This window comes from Streptomyces sp. NPDC048352 (assembly GCF_040651895.1).
Lineage (GTDB): Bacteria > Actinomycetota > Actinomycetes > Streptomycetales > Streptomycetaceae > Streptomyces.
Map to the genome: position 1 here is coordinate 1 of NZ_JBEZKZ010000067.1, position 24,205 is coordinate 24,205.

The 24,205-nt window shown below is 73.4% G+C and carries 20 protein-coding genes; 11 read left to right on the forward strand and 9 right to left on the reverse strand.

Going from position 1 to position 24,205, the window contains the following annotated elements; all coding sequences use genetic code 11:
• Positions 1 to 101 precede the first annotated feature (101 nt).
• Together AB0D45_RS27045 and AB0D45_RS27050 are read right to left on the reverse strand one after the other, a co-directional pair.
• Positions 102 to 887 (reverse strand): hypothetical protein, encoded by a 786-nt coding sequence (locus AB0D45_RS27045; protein WP_362463735.1) that lies wholly within the window; start codon positions 885 to 887, stop codon positions 102 to 104.
• A gap of 5 nt (positions 888 to 892) precedes the next feature.
• Positions 893 to 1,513 (reverse strand): papain-like cysteine protease family protein, encoded by a 621-nt coding sequence (locus AB0D45_RS27050; protein ID WP_361606708.1) that lies wholly within the window; start codon positions 1,511 to 1,513, stop codon positions 893 to 895.
• Positions 1,514 to 1,749: 236 nt separating this feature from the next.
• On the opposite strand from AB0D45_RS27050, the gene AB0D45_RS27055 reads away from it, so the two are divergent.
• The gene (locus tag AB0D45_RS27055) at positions 1,750 to 2,709 is read left to right on the forward strand and encodes a hypothetical protein (protein WP_362463663.1); all 960 of its coding nucleotides are present in this window, start codon (positions 1,750 to 1,752) and stop codon (positions 2,707 to 2,709) included.
• A gap of 20 nt (positions 2,710 to 2,729) precedes the next feature.
• On the opposite strand, the gene AB0D45_RS27060 is transcribed toward AB0D45_RS27055, so the two are convergent.
• A complete protein-coding gene (locus AB0D45_RS27060; RefSeq protein ID WP_361606714.1) occupies positions 2,730 to 3,161 on the reverse strand; it encodes a Rieske (2Fe-2S) protein in 432 nt (143 codons plus the stop codon).
• Between the two features lie 83 nt (positions 3,162 to 3,244).
• Here AB0D45_RS27060 and AB0D45_RS27065 point away from each other — a divergent pair, with 83 nt between their 5' ends.
• A complete protein-coding gene (locus AB0D45_RS27065) occupies positions 3,245 to 4,138 on the forward strand; it encodes a carbohydrate kinase (protein WP_362463666.1) in 894 nt (297 codons plus the stop codon).
• Here AB0D45_RS27065 and AB0D45_RS27070 read toward each other — a convergent pair.
• The gene (locus AB0D45_RS27070; RefSeq protein WP_362463669.1) at positions 4,128 to 4,733 is read right to left on the reverse strand and encodes a TetR/AcrR family transcriptional regulator; all 606 of its coding nucleotides are present in this window, start codon (positions 4,731 to 4,733) and stop codon (positions 4,128 to 4,130) included. The genes AB0D45_RS27065 and AB0D45_RS27070 overlap by 11 nt on opposite strands.
• Positions 4,734 to 4,798: 65 nt before the next feature.
• Here AB0D45_RS27070 and AB0D45_RS27075 point away from each other — a divergent pair, with 65 nt between their 5' ends.
• Entirely contained in the window at positions 4,799 to 5,449 is a 651-nt protein-coding gene (locus AB0D45_RS27075; protein ID WP_362463671.1) for an NAD(P)H-binding protein, read from the forward strand.
• A 358-nt stretch (positions 5,450 to 5,807) separates the two neighbouring features.
• On the opposite strand, the gene uvrA is transcribed toward AB0D45_RS27075, so the two are convergent.
• Complete coding sequence (gene uvrA / locus AB0D45_RS27080; protein WP_362463674.1) at positions 5,808 to 8,783, reverse strand: excinuclease ABC subunit UvrA; 2,976 nt, start codon at positions 8,781 to 8,783, stop codon at positions 5,808 to 5,810.
• Between the two features lie 188 nt (positions 8,784 to 8,971).
• Here uvrA and AB0D45_RS27085 point away from each other — a divergent pair, with 188 nt between their 5' ends.
• From AB0D45_RS27085 to AB0D45_RS27105, 5 genes are all read left to right on the forward strand, one after another.
• A complete protein-coding gene (locus AB0D45_RS27085) occupies positions 8,972 to 9,667 on the forward strand; it encodes a maleylpyruvate isomerase family mycothiol-dependent enzyme (protein WP_362463677.1) in 696 nt (231 codons plus the stop codon).
• Between the two features lie 9 nt (positions 9,668 to 9,676).
• Complete coding sequence (locus tag AB0D45_RS27090) at positions 9,677 to 10,333, forward strand: MBL fold metallo-hydrolase (protein ID WP_362463680.1); 657 nt, start codon at positions 9,677 to 9,679, stop codon at positions 10,331 to 10,333.
• A 143-nt stretch (positions 10,334 to 10,476) separates the two neighbouring features.
• Positions 10,477 to 11,760: an MFS transporter gene (locus tag AB0D45_RS27095; RefSeq protein WP_362463683.1), complete on the forward strand. Its 1,284-nt coding sequence runs from the start codon at positions 10,477 to 10,479 to the stop codon at positions 11,758 to 11,760.
• Positions 11,761 to 12,142: 382 nt separating this feature from the next.
• On the forward strand, positions 12,143 to 12,505 hold the full coding sequence (locus AB0D45_RS27100; RefSeq protein WP_362463686.1) for a hypothetical protein: 363 nt from the start codon (positions 12,143 to 12,145) through the stop codon (positions 12,503 to 12,505).
• Between the two features lie 85 nt (positions 12,506 to 12,590).
• The gene (locus AB0D45_RS27105; RefSeq protein WP_362463689.1) at positions 12,591 to 14,708 is read left to right on the forward strand and encodes a hypothetical protein; all 2,118 of its coding nucleotides are present in this window, start codon (positions 12,591 to 12,593) and stop codon (positions 14,706 to 14,708) included.
• 61 nt (positions 14,709 to 14,769) lie between these two features.
• On the opposite strand, the gene AB0D45_RS27110 is transcribed toward AB0D45_RS27105, so the two are convergent.
• The 4 genes from AB0D45_RS27110 to uvrB all read right to left on the reverse strand — a co-directional run bounded on the left by AB0D45_RS27110 (position 14,770) and on the right by uvrB (position 20,847).
• On the reverse strand, positions 14,770 to 15,750 hold the full coding sequence (locus AB0D45_RS27110; protein ID WP_362463691.1) for a TerC family protein: 981 nt from the start codon (positions 15,748 to 15,750) through the stop codon (positions 14,770 to 14,772).
• A gap of 258 nt (positions 15,751 to 16,008) precedes the next feature.
• Positions 16,009 to 17,973 (reverse strand): TerD family protein, encoded by a 1,965-nt coding sequence (locus AB0D45_RS27115; RefSeq protein WP_362463694.1) that lies wholly within the window; start codon positions 17,971 to 17,973, stop codon positions 16,009 to 16,011.
• Positions 17,974 to 18,020: 47 nt separating this feature from the next.
• Entirely contained in the window at positions 18,021 to 18,599 is a 579-nt protein-coding gene (locus AB0D45_RS27120; protein WP_361603072.1) for a TerD family protein, read from the reverse strand.
• Positions 18,600 to 18,687: 88 nt separating this feature from the next.
• Positions 18,688 to 20,847 carry an excinuclease ABC subunit UvrB gene (uvrB, locus tag AB0D45_RS27125; RefSeq protein WP_362463697.1) on the reverse strand — a complete coding sequence of 720 codons (2,160 nt, stop codon included), beginning with the start codon at positions 20,845 to 20,847 and terminating at the stop codon, positions 18,688 to 18,690.
• A gap of 247 nt (positions 20,848 to 21,094) precedes the next feature.
• On the opposite strand from uvrB, the gene AB0D45_RS27130 reads away from it, so the two are divergent.
• From AB0D45_RS27130 to AB0D45_RS27140, 3 genes are all read left to right on the forward strand, one after another.
• Positions 21,095 to 21,997 carry a glycerophosphodiester phosphodiesterase family protein gene (locus AB0D45_RS27130; protein WP_362463699.1) on the forward strand — a complete coding sequence of 301 codons (903 nt, stop codon included), beginning with the start codon at positions 21,095 to 21,097 and terminating at the stop codon, positions 21,995 to 21,997.
• A gap of 111 nt (positions 21,998 to 22,108) precedes the next feature.
• Positions 22,109 to 22,672: a methylated-DNA--[protein]-cysteine S-methyltransferase gene (locus tag AB0D45_RS27135; protein WP_361603079.1), complete on the forward strand. Its 564-nt coding sequence runs from the start codon at positions 22,109 to 22,111 to the stop codon at positions 22,670 to 22,672.
• A 169-nt stretch (positions 22,673 to 22,841) separates the two neighbouring features.
• Complete coding sequence (locus AB0D45_RS27140) at positions 22,842 to 24,143, forward strand: MFS transporter (RefSeq protein ID WP_361603082.1); 1,302 nt, start codon at positions 22,842 to 22,844, stop codon at positions 24,141 to 24,143.
• Positions 24,144 to 24,205 lie beyond the last annotated feature (62 nt).

Below are 24,205 nucleotides of genomic sequence, written 5' to 3' on the forward strand. Positions count from 1 at the left end.
GCCGGCCCGGGGGCCCCGCTGGCACCCCGGGCGGGGGGGGGAGGGGAGGGCCCCGCGGGGCCCGGCCGACGGCGGGCGGCCGGACCCCGCGGGTGCGCGGGCTACCCCCCGGCGGCGGTGCGGCGCCGCCGCAGCAGGACGACCGCCCCGCCCGCGCCCAGCGCCAGCGCCCCGGCGCCCCCTGCGGCCGCCACCGCCGGCACACCGCCGGCCCGGCCGCCGCCGGGGCCGTCGAAGCCCCCGGCCACGCCCCGCTCGGCGTACGCGGACCCCGGCAGCTTGTCCCCGTACAGCGTCGTCACCCGGGCCCGGTACCCGGCCAGCGTCGTGCCCCGCTCGCCCACCGCCCCCGCGGCGTCCTCGTCCAGCGGCAGCACCCGGTCGCCCCGGGCCACGTACCAGGCGTCGGTCTGCGGCTCGCGGAACACCGTCCCGCCGGGCAGCTTCCGCTCGCCCAGCCGCGCGTAGCGGAACTCGTCGTCGCCGGTGGCGATGTTCACCACCTGCCAGCCGGCTTCCGTCCTCGCGGTCCACAGGGCCGCCTTCTGCCCGTCGGCGGAGACGGCCTCGCTCGCCAGGAACTCCAGCCGGGCGACCGGCGCACCGGCCTTGCCCGCGACGAAGTCGGGCGACAGGTAGTGCACGGGGACGGCCTCGCCCTCGATCCGGGGCCGGGTGTCGGCCGCCGACAGCCTCCCCTCGCGGGCGAAGAACCGGGAGAGCGTCGCCAGGGTGCCGGGCGCGGTGGCGGCCTCGTGGGCGGCCGCCCGGTGCTCGGCGGTGGCGGCCCGGGGCTGGGGTACGGGGGAGGCGGAGGCCTGACCGCCCAGGGAGAGGAGGGCGGCGGCCGCGAGGACCGCGGCGGCGGCGGAGGCGCGCAGGGTCATGGCGGTCACGCCCCGATCCGGTAGAGGGAGTGGGTCCAGGAGAAGGTGCCGTTGTCGACGTACCAGGCGTGGGAGGCCCAGTTGTAGCGGTTGCTGGAGGGCCAGGGGTCGCCCCAGTAGACCCAGCTGCTGGCCGTGTCGTACCCGTAGAGCACGTGCATGTGGCCGCCGCCGTTGGACCACTGGATACGGGTCTCGACGGGCCGGCCGGCGTTGATCTCGGTCTGGACGGTCGAGTACTGGAGCCAGCCGTTGACGTAGCTGCCGGAGTTGATGCCGGCCCAGCGCAGGGCGGTCTGGACGTTGCCCAGGGTGGCCTGGTTGTTGGGGCACTCGGTGCCCTGCTGGCGGTTGAAGGCGGCGTTGCAGAACTGGTTCTGGCTGTAGGTGCGGCCGAACCAGGTGGCGATGGTGTTGCCGCCTGCGGCCCAGCACCAGTTGTTCTTCTGCTGGGCCTGCATGGTGATGTCGAGCCGCTTGGAGGCCAGCGCGGCGTTCGGGGTGTCGGAGCCGCCCGTGGCGGTGGCGGCGGTGGCGGTACCGGCGCCGGTGCCGACGGGCAGCAGGACGAGGAGCAGGGCGGAGATCAGGGCGGCCAGGGACAGCCGCCCGCTTCTGTTGCGCATCGCGTTCCTCCCGAGGTGGGGACCCGGTGTGGGAAGTGGGGGGGAGCGCGTCCGGACGCTGTGGAGGAGCATCAGGGTGTTGTCGCGACCAGGTCAACACGCTTCAATACGCGGTGACATTGCAGTGTGAACGGTGGGGCTGTGGTGTGAACGGGTGCTGCCGTTCCACCAGGTCCCCCGGCACCACCGGCCCGGCCCCCCACCCGGCGCGTGTGAACGTTCACAGAGGAGTCGCCATGCGGCCTGACGGCGACCGTCCCGGCACGACGGGCACGGCAGGCACGGCGGAGCTGCACGAGCTCCTGCGCGGCGGCCCCTTCCACCTCGCCCTGCGCGCCGCCCTCGCCGCCCGCGGCCTGCCCCTGCACCGGGTGCAGCACCGGCTCGCGGCGCGCGGCATCAAGGTCGGCGTGACCAGCCTGAGTTACTGGCAGCAGGGCGCCCGGCGGCCGCGCCACTCCGAGTCCCTGCGGGCGGTGTCCGCCCTGGAGGAGATCCTGGACCTGCCATCGGGCGCCCTGCTGCGCCTGCTGGCCGACCCCCTGCCCGCCGCCGGACCGGCCCGCCCGGCCGCCCGCTCCTACCGGGCGCTGGTGAGCGTCGGCGCGGCGGTGGAGCGGCTGCTGGCCGGCATGGAACTCCCGGCGGACGGCGGCCTGCACTCGGTCGGCCACCACGAGCGCGTCCGCATCGGCCCGGGGGGCGAGCTGCGCACGCGCGAGTCGCAGCAGATCGTGCGGGCCCACCGCGACGGCGTGGACCGCTACCTGGCCGTCCACCACGGCGACCCGGGCTGCGACGCGGCGCGGGTGCGGGTGACGGCGTACGAGAACTGCCGCACGGGCCGGGTGCGCTGCCACCCCGAGGCCGGGGTGGTGGTGGCGGAGCTGCTGTTCGACACGCGGCTGCGGTGCGGGGACACGTACGTCTTCGGCTACGGCATCGAGGACGCCACGGGCGGGCGCAGCACCGAGTACGTACGGGGCTTCAGCTACGCGGGCGGGCAGTACATGCTCCAGGTCCGCTTCGACGAGGCGGCCCTGCCGGTGCGCTGCCGCCGCTTCGCCCGCACGGGCCCCCACGCCCCCCGCACCGCCCTGCACGACCTCACCCCGAGCGGCCGCCACCGCGCGGTCCACCTGGTCGAACAGGCCGTGCGGCGCGGGATCCTGGGGATCGCCTGGGACTGGGAGTAGCCCGTCGGCCGCACTCCCGGCTAGCCGGCGATCAGCTTGCCGTTCTCCGCCTTGACCGGGACGGCCGGCAGCGGGTCGGTGGCCGGGCCGCGCAGGACCTTGCCGGTGGCGACGTCGAATCGGCTGCCGTGGCAGGGGCAGTTGCCCTCACCCTCGACGATCTTGTCCAGGACGCAGCCGGCGTGCGTGCACTGGGCGCTGAACGCCTTGTACTGCCCCTCCGCCGGGCAGCTGACGATGACCTTCCGCTCGCGGAACAGCTTCGCGCCGCCGACCGGGACGTCCGCCACGCCGCCCAGCTCGACCGGCTCCTTCGGGACGGCCGGGCTGCCGGCGCCGCTGTTGCCCTCGGTGGAGCACGCGGTGAGCGCCGTCCCCGCGCCCACGGCCCCGGCGAGCGCGGCGGCGCCCTTCAGGACGGTACGGCGGGCGGCGGGCTGCGACGCGGACATGTGGTTCTCCTGGCACGAGTGACGGGCCCCGGGGGCGGGGTCCACCCGACGATACCGGCGCCGGATGGGATACCTTCCCCCGCGTGATCGTCGTCGGTGGAGAAGCCCTGATCGACCTCGTGCCCGTCGAGCGGCCGCCGGGCGCGCTGCTGCCCCGGCCCGGTGGCGGGCCCTACAACACCGCTCTGGCGCTGGGCCGGCTCGGGGCGGAGGCCGCCTTCTGCTCCCGGGTGTCGCAGGACGGTTTCGGCGAGAGCCTGCTCGCCGGGCTGCGGGCCGCCGGGGTGGACCTCTCGCTGGTGCAGCGCGGGCCCGAGCCGACGACTCTGGCGGTGCCCTCGCTGGCCCCGGACGGCTCGGCCGCGTACCGCTTCTACGTCGAGGGGACCGCCGACCGGCTCTTCGCCCTGCCGCCCGCGCTGCCCCCGGCGGTACGGGCCCTCGCGCTCGGCACGTGCTCGCTGGTGCTGGAGCCCGGCGCGTCGGCGTACGAGGCGCTGCTGCGGCGGGAGTCGCGGCGTGGGCTGCTGACCCTGCTGGACCCGAACGTCCGCCCGGCGCTGATCGCGGACCCGGCGGCGTACCGGAGGCGGTTCCTGGAGTGGCTGCCGTACGTGTCGGTGCTCAAGCTCTCGGAGGAGGACGCGGCCTGGCTGGGCGGCAGGCCCGGCGACTGGCTGGCGGCCGGCCCGTCGGCGGTGGTGCTGACCCGGGGCGCGGCGGGGCTGACGGTGTGGACCGCGGACGGCGCCGAGTACGGCGCGGCGGCCCGCCCGGTCGCCGTGGCGGACACCATCGGCGCGGGCGACACCGTCAACGCGGCGCTGCTGCACCGCCTCACGGCGGCCACGGACCCCGGCGCGGCCGGAGCAGACTGGCCCGACGTCCTCGCCTACGCGGCCCGCGCGGCCGCGCTGACCTGTACCCGGGCGGGCGCCGAGCCCCCGTACGCGGCGGAGCTGGAGCTCAGCCGATAGCGGCCCACAGCGTCCGGGCGAGCGCCGCGGCGAACTCCTCGGCCGGCTGCACGGACTCGGCTCCGGAGAAGTGCAGGAAGAAGGCCCGTTGGAAGCAGGCACCGAGCAGCAGCTGGGCGGCGGCCCGCGGGTCGGCGCCCTCCCGGAGCCGGCCGGCGGCGAGCTCGCGGCGCAGCCTCCCCTCCAGGGCGTCCAGCACCACGTGGGGGCCCGTGCCGATCTCCTGGATGCCCTCGCGGTGGCGCATGAGGAGGGCCGGCTCCGCGAAGAGGGAGGCGGCCATCGGCATGGCCTCGGCGTAGAACAGCGAGGCGTGCCGGGCGATGCCGGCCAGCGCCTCCTCGACCCCGCCCCCGCCGGGCTCGGCGGTGAGGGCGGCCATGAGCGGGCCCGCGTTGGGGGTGCGCTCCAGCAGCACGCGTACGAACAGCTCTTCCTTGTTGGCGTAGTGCTTGTAGAGCGCCGCCTCCGAGCAGCCCGCTTCGCGGGCGATGGCCTTGGTGGTGGTGTTGGCGAGGCCGACGGTGCGCATGAGGGCCTCGGCGGCGTCCAGGAGGCGCTCGGGGGTGGGGCGGCTTGACGTGGGGGTGGGCATTCACTCACCCTAGTGGACCGAGGGGTGAGTAAATGCTCACCCACCCATCTTCGACGGGGTCCACGATGAAGATCACGGTGTTCGGAGCGACGGGCGGGGTCGGTCGCGAGGTGGTCCGGCAGGCCCTCGACGCGGGCCATGAGGTGACGGCCGTCGTACGCGACCCGGCCCGGCTGGACGTGCCGCCGCACGACCGGCTCCTGGTGGCGGTGGTGGCCGACCTGACCGACGAGGACGCGCTGGTGCCCGTCCTGGCGGGCCGGGAGGCGGTGGTCTCGGCCCTCGGCCCCTCGAGCAACAAGCAGGCCCGGCTGACCCCGGTCGCCGGCCCGGCGCTGCGGGCGATCGTCTCCGCGATGGACCGCGCCGGGGTGAGCCGGCTGTCCGCGGTCAGCGCCGCACCGCTGGGGCCGGATGCGCCGGGGGACGGGGCGCTGATGCGGGTGGTGGTCTACCCGTTGCTGCGGCGGCTGCTGCGGGACGTGTACGCGGACCTGGCGGTGATGGAGGCCGCGATCGGCGCGAGCCGGGCCCGGTGGACGGTGGTCCGGCCGCCACGCCTGCTGGACCGGCCCCGCACGGGGGCGTACCGGCGCGCCCTGGACGCCAATGTGCCGGGCGGGAAGGTCATCGCCCGCGCGGATGTCGCGGACGCGCTGCTGACGACGCTGACCGACCCGGCGACGGCGGGCCACGCCCTCGGCATCGCGGCCTGACCGGCCACATCCCGACGCGCCGCCCGCCGTCCGGCGGGGGCGTGGCGGGCTGGGTGGCCGCTGCGCGGAGCGGCCCCCTACCCGCCCTTCAACCGTTCTCGCCTCAGTCGCCGGCGCGGCTGGAAGACCCGCCGGGATCACGGGCCACGGCACCCCGCACCCACGCCTCAAGCGCCGGGGGCTGAAAGACCCGCCGGGGTCCACGGGCCACGGCACCCCGCGCCCGCGCCTCAAGCGCCGGCGGGGCTGAAAGACCCGCCGGGGTCCACGGGCCACGGCGTCCCGCGCCCGCGCCTCAAGCGCCGGCGGGGCTGGAAGTGCCCTCCGGGCACTCCAGCCCCACGCCTGCCGGAGGCGGCTATGCCTTGCGGGGGCGGGGCGCCGCCTTCTTGGCCGGGGTCGCCTTCTTCGCCGGGGTCGCCTTCTTGGCGGTAGCGGCCGTCTTCTTCGTCCGCCGGGCCGGCGCCGGAGGCGCCCCCGCGTCCGATACCCGCTCCGCCCCCAGGATGTCCCGCAGGAACTTGCCGGTGTGGCTCGCACCCACCGACGCGACCTGCTCCGGCGTGCCCTCGGCCACCACGAGGCCGCCGCCGTACCCGCCCTCGGGGCCCATGTCGACGACCCAGTCCGCCGTCTTGATGACGTCGAGGTTGTGCTCGATGACGATCACCGAGTTCCCCTTGTCCACCAGCCCGGACAGCACCTTGATCAGCTTCGAGATGTCCTCGAAGTGCAGGCCCGTCGTCGGCTCGTCCAGTACGTAGACCGTCCGGCCCGTCGACCGCTTCTGCAGCTCCGACGCCAGCTTCACGCGCTGCGCCTCACCGCCCGACAGCGTCGGCGCCGACTGGCCGAGGCGGACGTACCCCAGCCCCACCTCGTTCAGCGTGCGCAGGTGCCGCGCGATCGTCGGGACGGCCTCGAAGAAGTCCAGCGCCTCCTCGATCGGCATGTTCAGGACCTCGGCGATGGACTTGCCCTTGTAGTGCACCTCCAGCGTCTCCCGGTTGTACCGGTCGCCGTGGCACACCTCGCACGGGACGTACACGTCCGGCAGGAAGTTCATCTCGATCTTGATGGTGCCGTCACCGGAGCAGTTCTCGCACCGGCCGCCCTTGACGTTGAAGGAGAAGCGGCCCGGCAGGTAGCCGCGCACCTTCGCCTCCATCGTCTCCGCGAAGAGCCTGCGCACGTGGTCGAAGACGCCCGTGTACGTCGCCGGGTTGGACCGCGGGGTCCGGCCGATCGGCGACTGGTCGACGTGCACCACCTTGTCGACGAGGTCGTCGCCCTCCACCCGCGTGTGGCGGCCCGGTACCGACCGGGCGCCGTTCAGCTCGCGCGCCAGGTGCGTGTACAGGATGTCGTTGACCAGCGTCGACTTGCCGGAACCGGAGACACCGGTGACGGCCGTGAGGACGCCCAGCGGGAAGGACACGTCGATGTCCCGCAGGTTGTTCTCCTTGGCGCCGTGGACGGTCAGCCTGCGCTCGCCGTTCACGGGGCGGCGCACGTCCGGCACGGGGATGGACTTCTTGCCGGACAGGTACTGGCCGGTCATCGACTCGGTGTTCGCCAGCAGCTCCTTCAGCGAGCCGCTGTGCACCACCTTGCCGCCGTGCTCGCCGGCGCCGGGGCCGATGTCCACGACCCAGTCGGCCACCTTGATGGTGTCCTCGTCGTGCTCGACCACGATGAGCGTGTTGCCCATGTCCCGCAGCCGCACCAGCGTCTCGATCAGCCGGTGGTTGTCCCGCTGGTGCAGGCCGATGGACGGCTCGTCCAGTACGTACAGCACGCCGACCAGGCCGGAGCCGATCTGCGTGGCCAGCCGGATGCGCTGGGCCTCGCCGCCCGACAGGGTGCCGGCGGCGCGGTTCAGCGAGAGGTAGTCCAGGCCCACGTCCACCAGGAAGCGCAGCCGCTCGTTGACCTCCTTGAGGACCCGCTCGGCGATCTTCTTGTCGCGGGCGTCCAGCCGCAGCCTGCCCAGGAAGTCCGCGCACTCGCTGATCGACATGGCGGCCACCTCGGCGATGGAGCGCTCCATCACCGTCACCGCGAGCACGATCGGCTTGAGCCGGGTGCCCTCACAGGTCGGGCAGGGCACCTCGCGCATGTAGCCCTCGAAGCGCTCGCGGCTGGCGTCGCTCTCGGACTCGGCGTGCCGGCGCTTGACGAACGGGACGGCGCCCTCGAAGGCCGTCGTGTACGCCCGCTCGCGCCCGTACCGGTTGCGGTAGCGGACCTCGATCTGGGTCTTGTGCCCGTACAGCAGGGCCTTCCTGGCGCGCTGCGGCAGCCCGGCCCAGGGGATGTCGGTGCGGAAGCCCAGCTCCCCGGCGAGCGCGCCGATCAGCCGCTGGAAGTAGTCCTTGGTGTGGCCGAGCGACCACGGCGAGACGGCGCCCTCGTCCAGGGACTTGTCCTCGTCCGGGACGATCAGTTCCGGGTCCACCTCCATGCGCGTGCCGATGCCGGTGCACTCGGGGCAGGCGCCGAAGGGCGAGTTGAAGGAGAAGGAGCGCGGCTCCAGCTCCTCGAAGGAGAGGTCGTCGTACGGGCAGTACAGGTGCTCGGAGAACATCCGCTCGCGCTCGGGGTCGTCCTCGGCGAGGTCGACGAAGTCCAGGATGACCATGCCGCCGGAGAGCCCCAGCGCGGTCTCGACGGAGTCGGTGAGCCGGCGCTTGGCGCTGTCCTTGACGGTGAGGCGGTCGACGACCACCTCGATGGTGTGCTTCTCCTGCTTCTTCAGCACGGGCGGCTCGGCGAGCTGGATCGTCTCCCCGTCCACCCGCGCCCGGCTGTAGCCCTTGGTCTGGAGGTCGGCGAAGAGGTCGGCGAATTCGCCCTTGCGCTCGCGGACCAGCGGGGACAGCACCTGGAAGCGGCTGCCCTCGGGGAGCGCGAGGACCTTGTCGACGATCGCCTGCGGCGACTGGCGGGAGATCGGACGGCGGCACTCGGGGCAGTGCGGCTTGCCGATGCGGGCGAAGAGCAGGCGGAGGTAGTCGTAGACCTCGGTGATGGTGCCGACGGTGGAGCGGGGGTTGCGCGAGGTCGACTTCTGGTCGATCGAGACGGCCGGGGAGAGGCCCTCGATGAAGTCGACGTCGGGCTTGTCCATCTGCCCCAGGAACTGGCGGGCGTACGACGAGAGCGACTCGACGTAGCGGCGCTGGCCCTCGGCGAAGATCGTGTCGAAGGCCAGGGAGGACTTGCCCGAGCCGGAGAGTCCGGTGAAGACGATGAGGGAATCGCGGGGCAGGTCGAGCGAGACGTTCTTCAGGTTGTGCTCGCGAGCGCCACGAACGATGAGACGGTCGGTCACGCCGGTCCGCACCTTTCTTGAGAGAGCGGGGGCACGGGCCCCCGGCTGTCCAGGGTATGGGGGGCGCCTCTGCGATGGAGTGGGTCTGGTCTTCCGAGCGTATAGCACGCACATTCGATTTACGGCACTCGCAAGAGCGCTTCACCCGATCGTGTGGCCGACGCCCGCGGGCCACTAGGCTCGGATCCATGACTGATCATGTGCACGACCTGGCCTCTGTACGTGAAGCCACGGACCGGCTGCTGACCGCGGTCGCGAAAATGGACAACGCCTCCCTGTCCGAGGAGTCACACCTCCCGGGCTGGACCCGCGGCCACATCCTGGCCCACCTGGCACGCAACGCCGACGCCCTGGTCAACGTCTTCGAGGGCCGCCCCATGTACGAGAGCGGCGCCGCCCGCGACGCGGACATCGAACGCGACTCCGGCCGGCCCCTGGAAGAACACCTGACGGACCTCCGTGATTCCGCGGCCCGCTTCCTCGCCACCACCGAGGCCGCCCAGGACTGGCAGCGCACCGTCGAGCTGCGCAACGGGATCACCGACCTCGCCGCCAACGTGCCGTTCCGCCGGCTCGTCGAGGTCGAGCTCCACCACGTCGACCTGAACATCGGCTACGGGCTCAGCGACCTCCCGGAGGAGTTCACCGACCGCGAGATCGCCTTCCTCGCCGACCGCTGGTCGGGGCGCCCCGAGGTCCCGCCGGTCACCCTCACCCTGTCCGACGGCGAGCCGGTCGCGCGCACGGGCGGCACCGAGGGCACCCCGGTCACCCTCAGCGGCCCCAAGGACGAGCTGCTCGGCTGGCTGGCCGGCCGCGGCCCCAAGGGCGCCCACCTCACCGTCGAGGCCGGAGACGGCCTGCCCCAGCTCCCCGCGCTCTAGGATGCCGACATGACGTACAGCGGAACGGTCAAGGTCGGCGGCCCCGCCGACGTGCACGAACTCGCGGACCTGATGATCTCCAAGGTCGCGGTCGGCCCGATGAACAACAACGCGTACCTGCTGCGCTGCCGGGCCACCGGCGAGCAGCTGCTGATCGACGCGGCGGCCGAGGCGGAAACGCTGCTGCACCTGATCGGCGACGACGGCATCGCGTCCGTCGTCACCACGCACCAGCACGGCGACCACTGGGGCGCGCTCCAGGCCGTCGTCGACGCCACCGGCGCGCGGACCTACGCGGGCGCCCTCGACGCCGAGGGGATCCCGGTCCCCACGGACGTCCCGGTCGGGGACGGGGACACGATCCGGGTCGGGCGGGTCTCCCTGACCGCGCGCCACCTGGTCGGGCACACCCCGGGCTCGATCGCGCTGGTCTACGACGACCCGCACGGGCACCCGCACGTGTTCACCGGCGACTGCCTCTTCCCGGGCGGCGTCGGCAACACGGGGGGCGACGCGAAGAACTTCGCCAGCCTCATCGACGACGTCCAGCACAAGCTCTTCGAGCAGCTGCCGGACGAGACCTGGGTCTACCCGGGCCACGGGAACGACACCACGCTCGGCACCGAGCGGCCGCACCTCGCGGAGTGGCGCGAGCGCGGCTGGTGACCGCGGTCAACGCCGCGGGGCCGTGCACTCCTTCCGGTCGACCTTGACCGAACGCATGTCCCAGGGGGGCGGGCCGGGGTAGTTGCTGCACCATGCAGCAACACCCCTCCCCGTCCCCTTTCCCTTCCCCTTCCTCCCCCTCGATGCTGCGGCTGGCCACCGCCGCCCTGGTCGGCACCGCCATCGAGTTCTACGACTTCTTCGTCTACGGCACGGCCGCCGCCCTGGTGCTCGGCCCGCTCTTCTTCCCCTCGTTCTCCCCGCTCGCCGGAACCCTCGCCGCCTTCGGCACGTTCGGCGTCGGCTTCCTCGCCCGCCCGCTCGGCTCCGCCCTCTTCGGCCACATCGGCGACCGCTACGGGCGCCGTCCGGTGCTGCTCGGCTCCCTGCTCCTGACCGGCCTGGCCACGGTGGCCGTCGGATGCGTGCCCTCCTTCGCCTCCATCGGCCTCGCCGCGCCCGTGCTGCTGCTCCTGCTGCGCTTCCTCCAGGGGCTGGGCCTGGGCGGCGAATGGGGCGGAGCCGTACTGCTGACCGCCGAGCACGCCCCCGAGCGGCGGCGCGGACTGTGGTCGAGCTTCCCGCAGATGGGCCCCGCCGTGGGCTTCCTGCTCGCCAACGGCCTGACGCTGGCCCTGTCCGGGGCCCTCAGCGAGGCCCGGTTCGCCGCCTGGGGCTGGCGGGTGCCGTTCTGGGCGGCCGGGCTGCTGGCGTTGGCCGGGTTGTGGCTGCGCCGGTCGGTCGAGGAGACCCCCGAGTTCCGGGCGCTCGCCGAGGCCGGCCGGCAGGCCGACGCCCCCCTCACCGAGGTGGTACGCGGCCACTGGCGGCTGCTCCTGCTGACCGGCGGGGCGATGGCGGTCGGGTACGCCGTCTTCTACTCGGTCACCACCTGGTCCCTCGCGTACGCCACCGGCCGCCCGGGCGTGGACCGCACCGTGATGCTGGCCGTCGTGATGGCGGCGGTCCTGCTCATGGGGCTGGTCACCCCGCCGCTGGCGGTGCTGGGCGACCGCTGGGGACGGCGGCCGCTGTGCCTGGCCGGCAGCGCGGCGTGCGCGGTGTGGACCTTCCCCTTCGTGGCGCTGCTGAGCACGGGGGACCCGCTGCTGATGACCCTGGGCTGCGTCGTCGCGCTGCTGGCGATGGCGGTGATGTTCGCCGTGGTCGGCGCCTACCTGCCCGAGCTGTACGCCCCGCGCCTCCGCTGCACGGGCGCGGCGGTCGGCTACAACCTGGGCGGCGTGCTGGGCGGCGCGCTGACCCCGGTCGTGGCGACGGCACTGGCGGACGGCTCCGGACCGCCCTGGGGCGTGGCGGTGTACCTGACGCTGCTCTCACTGACCAGCCTCGGCTGCTTCGCCCTGCTCCCGAACACCCACCCGGCGCCGGCCCGGGTACCCGGGACCGAACCGGCGGTGGCCTGACCCTTCGGGCCGTCGGACGTGGCACGGCGCCAAGTTGACGGTATGTCGGACCGGCATGAGGCACATGGTGTATTCATATGCACGGAGCGCGCCTCATGCCGGGCCGAACTCCCGCGGCCCGTACGGGAGATCACCCGGAGGGCCAGGTCCTGCATGCGCTCCGCCCGTCCTGGCGCGGCGTCAGGATGGCGGGGGCAGCGCATGGAGAGGCGGTCGGTGTTCGGCTCATACCGCCATCAGGCGGCAGCGGACCGCTGACGGCCACCGGCCAGGCGTGTGTGCGGCCATCAGCCCACTCCCCGGCGCCCCGACCGGGCGCGCCGGTGGACGAGCCGGAACAGACCGGCCTGACGTGGCGACCGCATCGCAACGAGGACCACTCATGACGCCCGCACCCGACGACCCTTCCATTCCGCCGGTCCACGGCGGCATCCGGCATTTACCGGCGGCCTTCTTCGCCCCGCCGTACGGGCCGCAGCAGCCGGTCCTCCTGCCCCAGCCCTGGCCGCAGGCCCCGGCGTATCCGGGCGCGGAGTTCCACTCGGAGCTGCGGGCCGTGCGGGACTCCCTCGCCACCATGTCCTCGAAGCTCGACGGGATCCGGGATGCCGCCGACCGGATCACGGACCACGAGTCCCGCCTGAGGGCGCTGGAGAGCCGCCGCTGGCCGATCCAGGTGGTCACGGTCGTCATCGCCGGGCTGGCCGCGGCCGCAGCCGTCGTGGCGCTCTTCCTGAAGAAGTAACCGTGCCCGGCCGCCGTGCGGACTCCGCCGTACGGCGGCCGGGCGCCGCCGTCTCGAGCCAGTCCCGCAGAGTGGAGAACCGACCATGTCCACGCCGCCCCCCGGCCCCTTCCCCCAGCCTCCCACCCGTGAATGGCAGGAGAAGTGGGTGGACGCCGTCCTGGCCACCAAGGGCGTCACCGCCCCCAGGGCCGCACTGGAGAACATCGCGCCGTTCGTCGTCCGCCCCAAGGACTCCCTGACGAATCCCGAGGACGAACCCGACGGCGTCCGCCGGCTGCGGCCGGACCGGTACCGATGGGTCCGCACCGACGCCGGCCAGATGATGCTGGCGACCGTGAACATGCACGGCGTCGGGGGCGTCGTATGGGAGCACAACGAACGCATCAGCTCCGAATGGCACTCCGTGGTGAACCCCGCCCAGCCCCACGGCTCCCCCACCCCCTCCCGCGTCAAGCCGTGGACGCGGCTGACGGAAGACGGGTCCGAGCGGACGTTCACGGCCCTGGAGAGCACCGCGGTCACCCGTGACGCGCTGGTCGCGAGGGTGGACCAGGCCGCCAACTCGCTGGAGAACCACGACGGCATGCGCACGTACGACCTGATGGAGGACCTCGCCCTCAACGGCCAGGTCGAGCCCGGTATGTACGTCGCCCAGCACTTCGGCCTGAGCGAGGAGCCCCCGGAGCAGCCGGACGGCCGGTCGCGCTACCCCTCGTCCTACTGGGGCTGGATGGCCGTACGCGGCAACAACCGGACGAAGTACCGCCAGCAGCTCTTCGAGGTCTCGTCCTCCGAGGTGCTCACCGGGGTCCCCTTCAAGAAGCTGGGGCAGGACGACAACCGCATCTCGGTCAATCCGAGCTACTGGCTGGCCGCGCTGTCGGAGCTCCTCAACCAGGAGTACGCCGCCGCCGAGGAGGCGGGGCACACGGACAGCCGGGCGCACCGCGCCAAGGCGATCGCCTCGGTCGAGTCGCACCTGGTGATCGGCTCGTCCGCGCCCGAGCGCCTGTTCCGCATCGTGCAGGGCAGCAACCGCCGCGACCACGTCCACCCGCCGCTCGAGTTCGGGCCCAACGACCGCGGGCGGGCCCTGGGGCGCGGTGTGCTCGGCGCGTACTCCGCCCACGGACTGCTCGACGACCGGACCGCCGACGTACTCGCCGGCCTCGCCCCGGTGACCGAGCTCCCGGGCCTTCCCGCCGACGCGACGACCGCGGAGCTGCGCGACATCCGGTCGATGCGGTTGCTCACGGAGCTGTTCCCCGTGCAGTCGCAGGCCGCCAAGCGTGCACAGATCCGTTCCGCCCTGGGGGAGCCAGCGGCGTCGCAGCTCGTCGGCAAGGACATCAACCGGCGGGTCCGGGCCTGGTCCGCGTTGACCTCGGAGTCCTTCGCCGGCCCGTGGAACCCCCGTGTCGCGGAGGTCCTCACGAAGGCGCACGGCCACAAGGGCGTCACGCTGTCCGGCCGCCGGCTCCCGGAGCTGCTCGCCGCGGCCGACACGGACCGCGAGGCGTTCGAGGAGCTGCTCCTCTTCCGGACCCCCCACTGGCTGGCCGCGTTCGACATCATCGACGCCGACCGCGGCTCGATCGCCGGCCAGCGCGAGGACGACGAGGGCAAGGAGGCGCAGAAGGTCCGCCGTACCGTGTCGAACGTCCTGGAGGCGATGCGCAAGAACCCGGTGATGGCCGTCGGGCTGCTGCGGGAGATCTTCGCCGCCATGAACGAGGGCGACCGCAAGCCGAGCCAGGTCGACGCGACGGGTGCCCCGGCGAACGGCACCGCCACGCGGGCCTGGTTCAACCGGACCTTCACGAAGGAGTCCGGCACCCGTGCGTACACCAGGCGGGGTCCTGGCGGCAGCGACGGCTCCGATCCGGGGACGGCCGAAGCGGACGCGGGCGTCGGCTCACACGTCGCGGACCCCGCGGGATCCGCCGACGCCCCGGAGGAGACGCCGACCCAGACGCTGCGCCGGCTGCTGCAGGAGCTGGAGCGCCAGGTCACCACGACCGCCGAGGCGGTGACCGACCTGGCCGAGAACGTCAGGGACGTGGGGGAGGCGGCGACGGCGGCGGGCCTGGACCACGCACTGGAGACGACGGAAGCGGACGAGCTCGCCGTGCGGGTGACCGCGATACTCCGCCGGCTCCGGAAGATCCCGGAGACGATCGCCGACCTCGGCCCGCTGTAGCGGCGAAGACGGGACGGGCCCGGGAGCGTGCTCCCGGGCCCGTCGGGCGTGCGGCCGCCGGTCAGGCGTCGACGCTCTTGGCCTGCGCCTCCTCGGCGGCCTGCTGCTTCCTGGAGGCCATCAGGCTCGTGACGGTGGTGATCGCGAGGACGCCGCAGATGACGCCCAGGGAGAGCGGGATCGAGATCTGCGGGACGTGCACCCCGGATTCGTGCAGGGCGTGCAGCACCAGCTTGACGCCGATGAAGCCGAGGATGACGGACAGGCCGTAGCTGAGGTGGACCAGCTTCTTGAGCAGGCCGCCGATCAGGAAGTACAGCTGGCGCAGGCCCATCAGGGCGAAGGCGTTGGCGGTGAAGACGATGTACGGGTCCTGGGTGAGGCCGAAGATCGCGGGGATCGAGTCCAGGGCGAAGAGCACGTCGGTGGTGCCGATGGCCAGCATGACGACCATCAGCGGGGTCAGCACGCGCTTGCCGTTGCTGCGGATGAAGAGCTTGGTGCCGTGGTAGCGGTCGGCGACGCCGAACTTCTTCTCGATCGTCTTCAGGAGGCGGTTCTCCTCGAACTCCTCGTCCTCCTCGTCCTTGCGGGCCTCCTGGATCAGCTTCCAGGCGGTGTAGATCAGGAAGGCGCCGAAGAGGTAGAAGACCCACGAGAAGGTGGTGATGATCGCGGCGCCGGCGGCGATGAAGACGGCGCGCAGCACGAGGGCGATCAGTACGCCCACCAGCAGGACGCGCTGCTGGAGGTGGGAGGGTACGGAGAACTTCGCCATGATCAGGACGAAGACGAAGAGGTTGTCCACGCTCAGGGACTTCTCGGTGATGAAGCCGGCGAAGAACTCCTGGGAGGCCTGGCCGTTGCCGAAGAACAGCAGGCCGAGCCCGAAGAGGACGGCGAGCACGATCCAGACGACCGTCCAGATGCCCGCTTCCTTGATCGAAACGTCGTGCGGTTTGCGGCCGATGAGGAAATCGGCGCCGATGAGGATGCACAGACCGGCAACGGTCAGCACCCACAGGTTCATCGAAACGTCCACGGTATTCACGCCTCCGGCGGATGGCTCAGCACAGGGTCAGCGTCATCGCTGCCGGAGGTCTCTTCCACCCGGCGGCCGGGAGGCCGCGGGCCGGCGCCCCGGGACCGACTGCGTCACATCAGCACACAGGTCCGTATTGACGGGCACGCCGCGCAGAAATAGCAGGAATACTCCCCTCCGCGGGTCCCACAGTACCGGCGGAAGGGGTGAAAGGTAAAGGGCTCCCCAAGAAGGGGTCACCGATCGGTCATGGGCGCTTCACGGGCGGGCCGCGCGGCGGGCCTCCCTCACTCGGTCCAGCGCCTGGTCGAGGACCGTGCTGCCCTGCGGGGGCAGGTCCGGCTCGAAGGTCCAGGCGTGCTGGACCCAGGGGTCGGCGAGGTGGCTGTCCGGCACCGGCGAGAGCCGCATCAGCGAGCGCCACAGCGGGTCCAGCAGCGGCCCGTACGCGGAGGCCTCGTCCCGGTCGGCGACCATCAGCAGGTGCACCCCGACCGCCGGGCCCTCGTCGGCCAGGTAGCGCAGCTGGGTCACCGCCCGGTCGTCGAAGCCGTGCGGGAAGTCGTGCACCAGCAGCAGCTGCTCGGCCCGGTCCACGTCCGCGGGCAGGTCCTCGGGGGCGTCGGCGCGCAGCGCCATCTGGACGAGGTCCACGCGCCGCGTGAGCTGCGCGAGGGTCCGGCTGACGCCCTCGGCGCCGGCGGCCGGCGGCGCCGCCAGCACTCCGGCGCGCACCAGCGGGGCCAGGGAGGCGGCGCCCGCCCCGGCGGCGTCGATGACGTGGACGGAGATCCGGTCGGCCGGGTGCACCGCGAGCAGCCGCACGGCGTGCGCGACGGCCATGTCCATGGCGGTCCGGCGCAGCCGGTCGGTGTCCATCGCCATGGCGGCCTCGGAGCCGGTACGGCCGTTGTCGATCCAGAGGCCGCGCTCCAGCGGCACCCGCATCAGCATCGGGATCCGCAGGCCGGGCATCTCGGGCAGGCTCAGGTTGCCCAGGCGCAGCGCCAGCGGGGCCTCCTCGGGGACGTCCCGGCCGTGCCAGACGGGGTTGTCCCAGCGGGCGTACGCGGGCGGCAGCGCGGGCTCGACCACCTCGGACTCGGCGACCAGCTGGGCCAGGTCCCGGTCGAGGACGGCCCGGGCCTGCGCGACCAGGTCGTCGCGGCGGGCCCGGGCGGTGTCGCGGGCGGCGTCCGCGGCGCCGCCGATGCGGTGGCGCGGGTCGGACAGGGCTTCGTCCAGTTCGCGGTCGAGGCGCGAGTCGGCGAAGTCGACGGCGCTGCGGTAGGCGGCGACGGTCCGGGCCAGGTCCTCGAACATGCCCCAGACCTGGTTGTAGAGCCGCTCGTCCATGGACCAGCCGGCGGCGTCCCCGGCGACGGGGGCCGGGGGCCGGCCGGGCTCGGCGGCGGGCGCGGGGCGCGGGGCCGGTTCGGGCGCCTCGGCGCTGGTGCGGCGCCGGCGCGGGTGGGCGTAGTCGATGGTGGGCGGTCCCGCGGCGGGCGCGGGCCCCGGGGTGCCGGCGTAGGGCGCCCCGGAGACCGGGACCGGCTCCGGCGGTCCGGGGACGGCCGCGGGCGCCTGCGGGGCGGGGGGCCGGCCGGCGCCGCCGTCCTGCGGCTCCGCCCCGGCCTGCGGGGGGAGGGAGGCGAGGGCGTGGCCGTCCCCGGCGGTCCGGGCGGCCGCGCGCAGGGCGGCGCCGGCCAGCTCGGCGGCCTGCGGCGCGGCCAGGCCGCCGTCGGTGAGCAGCGCGCCCAGTCCGTCGGCGTACCCCTGGCCCACGGCCCGGACCTTCCAGGCACCCTGGCGCCGGTAGAGCTCCAGGGCCACCACGGCGGTCTCGGCGTCGAGACCGGTGAGGGTGAAGCCGGCGAACTCGGGCCCGCCCGGCGCGGCCACCGCGGCGTGCGCGGCCGGCACGGCGCCGAAGCGCGACGGCCCGCCGGGCGGCAGCACGAGGAGCACGCCGATCCGGTGGACCTCCGCCGCGACGGCGCCGAGGTCGACGGCCAGCGTGTGCCGGTCGGCGGCCTCCCCCGGCAGCCCGAGCCAGGACGGGGCCGGGGCTCCCGGATGGGCCAGCGCCCCGGGGCCCGCGAGGCGGCCCTCCTCGTCGGCCAGCGCGGCCAGGGCGAGCACCGGGGTGCCCGCCGAGACCCTGACCTCGATCCTCTCGTGGGGCACGGGGAGGTTCTGCCCCCGGACCAGTTCGGCCGTCATCGTGCAGCCCCTCCCCCGTGCCTTCTTCTCTTGTCCCCGTCGTGCTCTTACAGGTGCGGCAGGATCGCCGGCATCAGGTCCTGGAAGGTCCGGCCGTTGGCCGGGTTGCCGAGGGCCGTCATCTGCCATCCGGCGCCGGCCCGGGACACCTTCGCCATGATCTGGGCGGTGTACTGGCCGCCGCCGTCGAGGGTGTAGCGGGCCAGCTCCTGGCCGTTGGTCTCGTCGACGATGCGGCAGAACGCGTTCTGCACCTCCTGGAAGGTCTGCCCGGTGAACGAGTTCACCGTGAAGACGATCTGGTCGATGTGGACCGGGACCCGCTGGAGGTCGACGAGGATGGCCTCGTCGTCCCCGCCCTGGCCGACGCCGCCGACGAGGTTGTCGCCGGTGTGCCGGACCGAGCCGTCGTCGCTCTGGAGGTGGCGGAAGAACACCACGTCCACCGGCTGCTTGTCGGCGAACAGCACCGCCGACGCGTCCAGGTCGATCTCCCGCGTCCGCGAGCCGAACAGACCCCGGCGCTTGGCCGCCTGCCAGCCGAGGCCCATCCGGACCGCGGTCAGCGTGCCACCGTCCGTCTTCTGCAGACTGATGGCCTGACCCTTGGTCATGTTGACCGTCACGCGCGTTCCCCTCTCCATAGCCCGCCCCCTAAAAGGGCCCGCAGCGTGCACCTGCGGCTGGTTCCACACCCTACTGACCGCCCCCGGGTCAGGCGAGGCCCGCTTCCCTCATCTGCCGAAGCTCCTTCTTCAGTTCGCCCACCTCGTCGCGGATCCGGGCGGCCACCTCGAACTGGAGCTCCGCCGCCGCCCCCCTCATCCGGTCGGTCATCTGCTCGATGAGCGCCGCGAGTTCGGCGGCGGGCCGGTCGGTCGGCACGGCGGCCGCCGCGCCCTTGGCCGCCTTGCCGCCCTTGGCCCTGCCGCCCTTGGCCGATGCCGTCGCCGCCCCGCCGAGCGCCGGGACGGGGGCCTTGGGCCCCTTGCCGTCCTTGGCCTGCCGGTAGCCGGTGCCGAGCAGCTCCTCGGTGTCCAGCTCCTCGCGGGCGATGGTGGCGACGATGTCGTTGATCTTCTTGCGCAGCGGCTGGGGGTCGATCCCCCTGGCCGTGTTGTAGGCGATCTGCTTCTCGCGGCGCCGGTTGGTCTCCTCGATGGCCTTCTCCATCGCCGGGGTCATCTTGTCCGCGTACATGTGGACCTGGCCGGAGACGTTGCGGGCGGCGCGGCCGATGGTCTGGATGAGGGAGGTCCCCGAGCGCAGGAAGCCCTCCTTGTCCGCGTCGAGGATCGCCACGAGCGACACCTCGGGCAGGTCGAGGCCCTCGCGCAGCAGGTTGATGCCGACCAGGACGTCGTACTCGCCGGCCCGCAGCTCGCGCAGCAGCTCGATGCGGCGCAGCGTGTCGACGTCGCTGTGCAGGTAGCGGACCTGGATGCCGAGCTCCAGGAAGTAGTCGGTGAGATCCTCGGCCATCTTCTTGGTGAGGGTGGTGACCAGGACGCGCTCGTCCTTCTCCACCCGGCTGCGGATCTCGTGCACGAGGTCGTCGATCTGGCCCTCGGTGGGCTTGACCACGACCTCGGGGTCGACGAGGCCGGTGGGGCGGATGATCTGCTCGACGAAGCCGTCGGAGCGGGAGAGCTCGTACTTGCCGGGGGTGGCCGACAGGTAGACGGTCTGGCCGACCCGCTCCAGGAACTCCTCCCACTTCAGGGGCCGGTTGTCCAGGGCGGACGGCAGCCGGAACCCGTGGTCGACCAGGGTCCGCTTGCGCGAGGCGTCGCCCTCGTACATCGCCCCGATCTGCGGCACGGTGACGTGGGACTCGTCGATGACGAGGAGGAAGTCCTCGGGGAAGTAGTCGATGAGGGTGTTGGGCGCCGAGCCCCGCTCGCGGTCGTCCATGTGCAGCGAGTAGTTCTCGATGCCGGAGCAGGAGCCGATCTGGCGCATCATCTCCAGGTCGTACGTGGTGCGCATGCGCAGCCGCTGGGCCTCCAGCAGCTTGCCCTGCTTCTCCAGCTCGGCGAGGCGCTCGGCGAGCTCGGCCTCGATGCCGGCGATCGCCTTCTGCATGCGCTCGGGGCCGGCGACGTAGTGGCTGGCGGGGAAGACGTACAGCTCGCGGTCCGCGCTGATGACCTCGCCGGTCAGCGGGTGCAGGGTGGACAGCGCCTCGATCTCGTCGCCGAACATCTCGATGCGGACGGCCAGTTCCTCGTAGACCGGGAAGATCTCGATGGTGTCGCCGCGCACCCGGAAGGTGCCCCGGGTGAAGGCGAGGTCGTTGCGCGTGTACTGGATGTCGACGAAGCGGCGCAGCAGCTGGTCCCGGTCGATCTCCTCGCCCACCTTGAGGGGGACCATCCGGTCCACGTACTCCTGCGGGGTGCCGAGGCCGTAGATGCAGGAGACGGAGGCGACGACGATGACGTCGCGCCGGGTCAGCAGCGAGTTGGTCGCGGAGTGGCGCAGCCGCTCCACCTCCTCGTTGATCGAGGAGTCCTTCTCGATGTAGGTGTCCGACTGCGGAACGTAGGCCTCGGGCTGGTAGTAGTCGTAGTACGAGACGAAGTACTCGACGGCGTTGTTCGGCAGGAGCTCGCGGAACTCGTTCGCCAGCTGGGCGGCCAGCGTCTTGTTCGGCGCCATCACCAGCGTGGGGCGCTGGAGCTTCTCGATCATCCAGGCCGTGGTCGCGGACTTGCCCGTGCCGGTCGCACCGAGCAGTACGACGTCCTTCTCACCTGCGCGGATGCGCTTCTCCAGCTCGGCGATGGCCGCCGGCTGGTCACCGCTGGGCTGGTACGGGCTGACGACCTCAAAGGGTGCCACCGTGCGTTCGATCTTCGATACGGGCCGCATGACTCCACCGTACGACTCCGCACTGACACTCACGTCCCCCCGCCGGGCCGCGGTGCCCCGCCACAGGTCCGGCGGGCGGAGCGGATCTCCCCCTTTCCGGTCCTTTTGTCGTAGTCCGGTGGCGGCCCGGTGATCTTCGCGCCGATGATCGCCGTGAACGCTCCGCCGTGAAGTGCACCGCCACAACGTCTGCCTCCGCGCCGCCGTCTGACGCAGGAACAGGGCTCACGACCCGAGGAGAGAGCACATGTACGTCCGACCCGCCGCCGCGGCCGCCGCCGCGATCCTGGGCCTCACCCTCGCGGTGCTGGGCGGGACGGCCTCCCCGGCCGCCACCGGCCCCGGCTCCCCCGCCGGCACGACCGGGCTGCTGGTCCCCGTCGTGTACGCCCACCGGGGGGCCTCCGCGTACGCCCCGGAGAACACCCTCGAGGCGGTCGACCTGGCGAGGCGGCTGGGCTTCGACTGGGTCGAGAACGACGTCCAGCGGACCCGCGACGGCCAGCTGGTGGTGGTCCACGACGACACCCTGGCCCGCACCACCGACGTCGAGGAGCTCTTCCCCGGCCGCCGGCCCTGGCGGGTGAAGGACTTCACGGCGGCGGAGATCGCGCGGCTCGACGCGGGGAGCTGGTTCGCGCCGCGGTTCGCGGGCGCCCGCGTGCCGACGCTGCGCGCGTACCTGCGGCGGGCCCAGCAGAACCGGCAGCGGCTGCTGCTGGAGATCAAGAAGCCGGAGCTCTACCCCGGGATCGAGGAGGAGACGCTGGAGCTCCTGGACGAGACGGGCTGGCTCGACGAGGAGCACGTGGCCCGCCGGCTGGTGGTGCAGAGCTTCAGCGCCGACTCGGTACGGACCGTGCACGGCCTGCGCCCGGACCTGGTGACGGCCTTCCTGGGCACCCCCGCCGTGGCGGACCTGCCGCGGTACGCGGAGTTCACGGACCGGATCAACCCGTGGCACACGACGATCTCGGCGGATTGGGTGCGGGCGGTCCACGCGCTGCTGGGGGCCCACGGCCGGGCCCTGGAGGTGGACACCTGGATCGTGGACGACGCGGCCACGGCCCGCAGGGTCCAGGACATGGGCGTGGACGGGATCATCACGAACGCCCCCGACGTCGTGCAGAACGCCGTGACCGGCTTCTGAGGAGCGGGGCGGGGGCGGACCGGGGACGGCGGCGCGGGGCGCGGGCGAGGCGGGGCGGGCCTCCCGGGGCGGGGCGGCGGCGCTGTCGGTGGGGGGCCGTACCGTGGGGGCGTGGACAGCACCGAGCGGCCGCGCGGGCCGCACCTCGAATGGACCGTCGTCCCCAGCGACATCGGCCCCCTGCTCCTGGCCGCGACCCCCGAGGGCCTGGTCCGGGTCGAGTTCCACGCGGGCCCCGACCGGGCCGGCCGGATGATCGGCTCGCTCGTCTCCCGGCTCGGCGCCGACGCCTGGCGCCCGGCCCCGGGCGAGGAGGTGCTGCTGGCCGAGCCGATACGACAGCTGGACGCGTACTTCGCCGGTTCGCTGCGCCGCTTCGAGCTGCCGCTGGACTGGCGGCTCAGCTCCGGCTTCAACCGCCAGGTGCTGCTGGAGCTCGACCGCTCGGTGCCCTACGGCTCGGTCGTCGGGTACGGGGAGCTGGCCGCCCGGGCCGGACAGCCGGGGGCGGCCCAGGCGGTGGGCAACGCCATGGGCTCGAATCCGCTGCCGGTGGTCGTGCCCTGCCACCGCGTGGTGGAGAACGACGGCGGGATCGGGGGCTTCGGGGGCGGCGTGGAGACCAAGCGGATCCTGCTCGCGCTGGAGGGCGTGCTCCCGCAGCCCCTCTTCTGACCTGCGCCGTCTCCCGCCCCGCCGGCAGCCGGTGCCGGCCGGACCGCGATCGTCCATACCCGGTTTCCCCGGGCGGCCCGCGGTGGGAAACTGCCGCCGTGACCACTCCCTCCGCACCAGGCCCCGCTCCGTCCGCCCCCGCCGAACTCCCGCGACGGGGGTGCGCGGCGTGACCGCCTCCCCCGGCACCTCCGCCGGTACGACGGGCGCCGCGCCGGTCGACGCGGCCGCGCTGCCCCGCCTGCAGCGCCGGATATCCGCCGTGCTCATGGCCAGCCAGATGCTGGGCGGCCTGGGTGTGCCGATCAGCATCGCCCTGGCCCCCGTACTCGCCACCGAGATCAGCGGCACCGAGGCCCTGTCCGGCCTCGCCTCCACCGCCTCCGTGATCGGCACCGCGCTGGTCTCGCTGCCGCTCGCCGCCCTGATGACCGCGCGCGGACGCCGGCCGGGCCTGGTGGTGGCGTACGCGATCGGCACGCTCGGCGCGGCCCTGGTGGTCCTGGCCGCCTCGGTCAAGAGCTTCCCGCTGCTGATGCTCGGCATGGCCGCCTTCGGAGCGGCCTCCTCCGCCAACCTCCAGGCCCGCTTCGCCGCCGCCGACCTCGCCGCGCCCGACCGGCGGGCCCGCGCGATCTCGCTGGTCGTCTGGTCCTCCACCCTCGGTGCGGTGCTCGGCCCCAACCTCTCCGCTCCGGCCAGCGACAGCTTCGCCGGCACCTCCATACCCCAGACGGCGGGTCCCTTCGTCTGGGCCGCCGCCGTCTTCGTCCTCACCGGCACGCTGATCGCCGTGTTCCTGCGGCCGGACCCGCTGCTGACCGCCCGCGCGCTGGCCGGGACCGGCGAACAGTCCCGTCACGCCCGCTCCCTGCGCGCCGGCTTCGCCGCCGTGAAGGCCTCGCCGCGGGCACGGCTCGCGCTGCTGACGGTCGCCGTGTCGCACACCACCATGGTCTCGATCATGGTCATGACCCCGGTCGACCTCGGCCACCACGGCGCCGGCCTCAAGCTCGTCGGCCTGGTGATCAGCGGCCACATCGCCGGGATGTTCGCCTTCTCCCCGGTCATGGGCTGGCTCGCCGACCGCCTCGGCCGGCTGTCCGTGATCGGGCTCGCCGCCGGGCTGCTCTCGGTCGCCGCGCTGCTCGCCGGCACCGCGGACGGCCACCACGCCCAGAGCGCCGCCGGCCTCTTCCTGCTCGGCCTCGGCTGGTCCGCCGGGATGGTCTCCGGCTCGGCGCTGCTGACCGACTCGGTGCCGCAGGCCGCGCGGGCCGCCGTACAGGGGCTGAGCGACCTGACGATGAACACCGCGGCCGGCGTGGGCGGCGCCGCAGCGGGCCTGGTCATGGCCCAGGCCGGCTACGGCTGGCTCAACGCGATCGGCGCGGCGCTGCTCCTGCCGATGGCGGCGCTCGCCCTGTTCACAGCCCGGCGGCACGCCGCGCCGCCGAAGTCCGGCTCCTAGCCGGTGTCGTGGCCGGTGGGGCCCGGGTACGACGGTCCCCGCCCGCCGGTCGACGGGCGCCG

Bases quoted from the DNA above. Each gene is read 5' to 3' on its own strand.
- AB0D45_RS27055 (WP_362463663.1), top strand. From the start codon at position 1,750: ATGCGGCCTGACGGCGACCGTCCCGGCACGACGGGCACGGCAGGCACG.
- AB0D45_RS27085 (WP_362463677.1), top strand. From the start codon at position 8,972: ATGACTGATCATGTGCACGACCTGGCCTCTGTACGTGAAGCCACGGAC.
- uvrB (WP_362463697.1), bottom strand. From the start codon at position 20,847: ATGCGGCCCGTATCGAAGATCGAACGCACGGTGGCACCCTTTGAGGTC.
- AB0D45_RS27045 (WP_362463735.1), bottom strand. From the start codon at position 887: ATGACCCTGCGCGCCTCCGCCGCCGCCGCGGTCCTCGCGGCCGCCGCC.
- AB0D45_RS27090 (WP_362463680.1), top strand. From the start codon at position 9,677: ATGACGTACAGCGGAACGGTCAAGGTCGGCGGCCCCGCCGACGTGCAC.
- AB0D45_RS27105 (WP_362463689.1), top strand. From the start codon at position 12,591: ATGTCCACGCCGCCCCCCGGCCCCTTCCCCCAGCCTCCCACCCGTGAA.
- AB0D45_RS27050 (WP_361606708.1), bottom strand. From the start codon at position 1,513: ATGCGCAACAGAAGCGGGCGGCTGTCCCTGGCCGCCCTGATCTCCGCC.
- AB0D45_RS27130 (WP_362463699.1), top strand. From the start codon at position 21,095: ATGTACGTCCGACCCGCCGCCGCGGCCGCCGCCGCGATCCTGGGCCTC.
- AB0D45_RS27100 (WP_362463686.1), top strand. From the start codon at position 12,143: ATGACGCCCGCACCCGACGACCCTTCCATTCCGCCGGTCCACGGCGGC.
- AB0D45_RS27060 (WP_361606714.1), bottom strand. From the start codon at position 3,161: ATGTCCGCGTCGCAGCCCGCCGCCCGCCGTACCGTCCTGAAGGGCGCC.
- AB0D45_RS27070 (WP_362463669.1), bottom strand. From the start codon at position 4,733: ATGCCCACCCCCACGTCAAGCCGCCCCACCCCCGAGCGCCTCCTGGAC.
- AB0D45_RS27115 (WP_362463694.1), bottom strand. From the start codon at position 17,973: ATGACGGCCGAACTGGTCCGGGGGCAGAACCTCCCCGTGCCCCACGAG.
- AB0D45_RS27095 (WP_362463683.1), top strand. From the start codon at position 10,477: ATGCTGCGGCTGGCCACCGCCGCCCTGGTCGGCACCGCCATCGAGTTC.
- AB0D45_RS27075 (WP_362463671.1), top strand. From the start codon at position 4,799: ATGAAGATCACGGTGTTCGGAGCGACGGGCGGGGTCGGTCGCGAGGTG.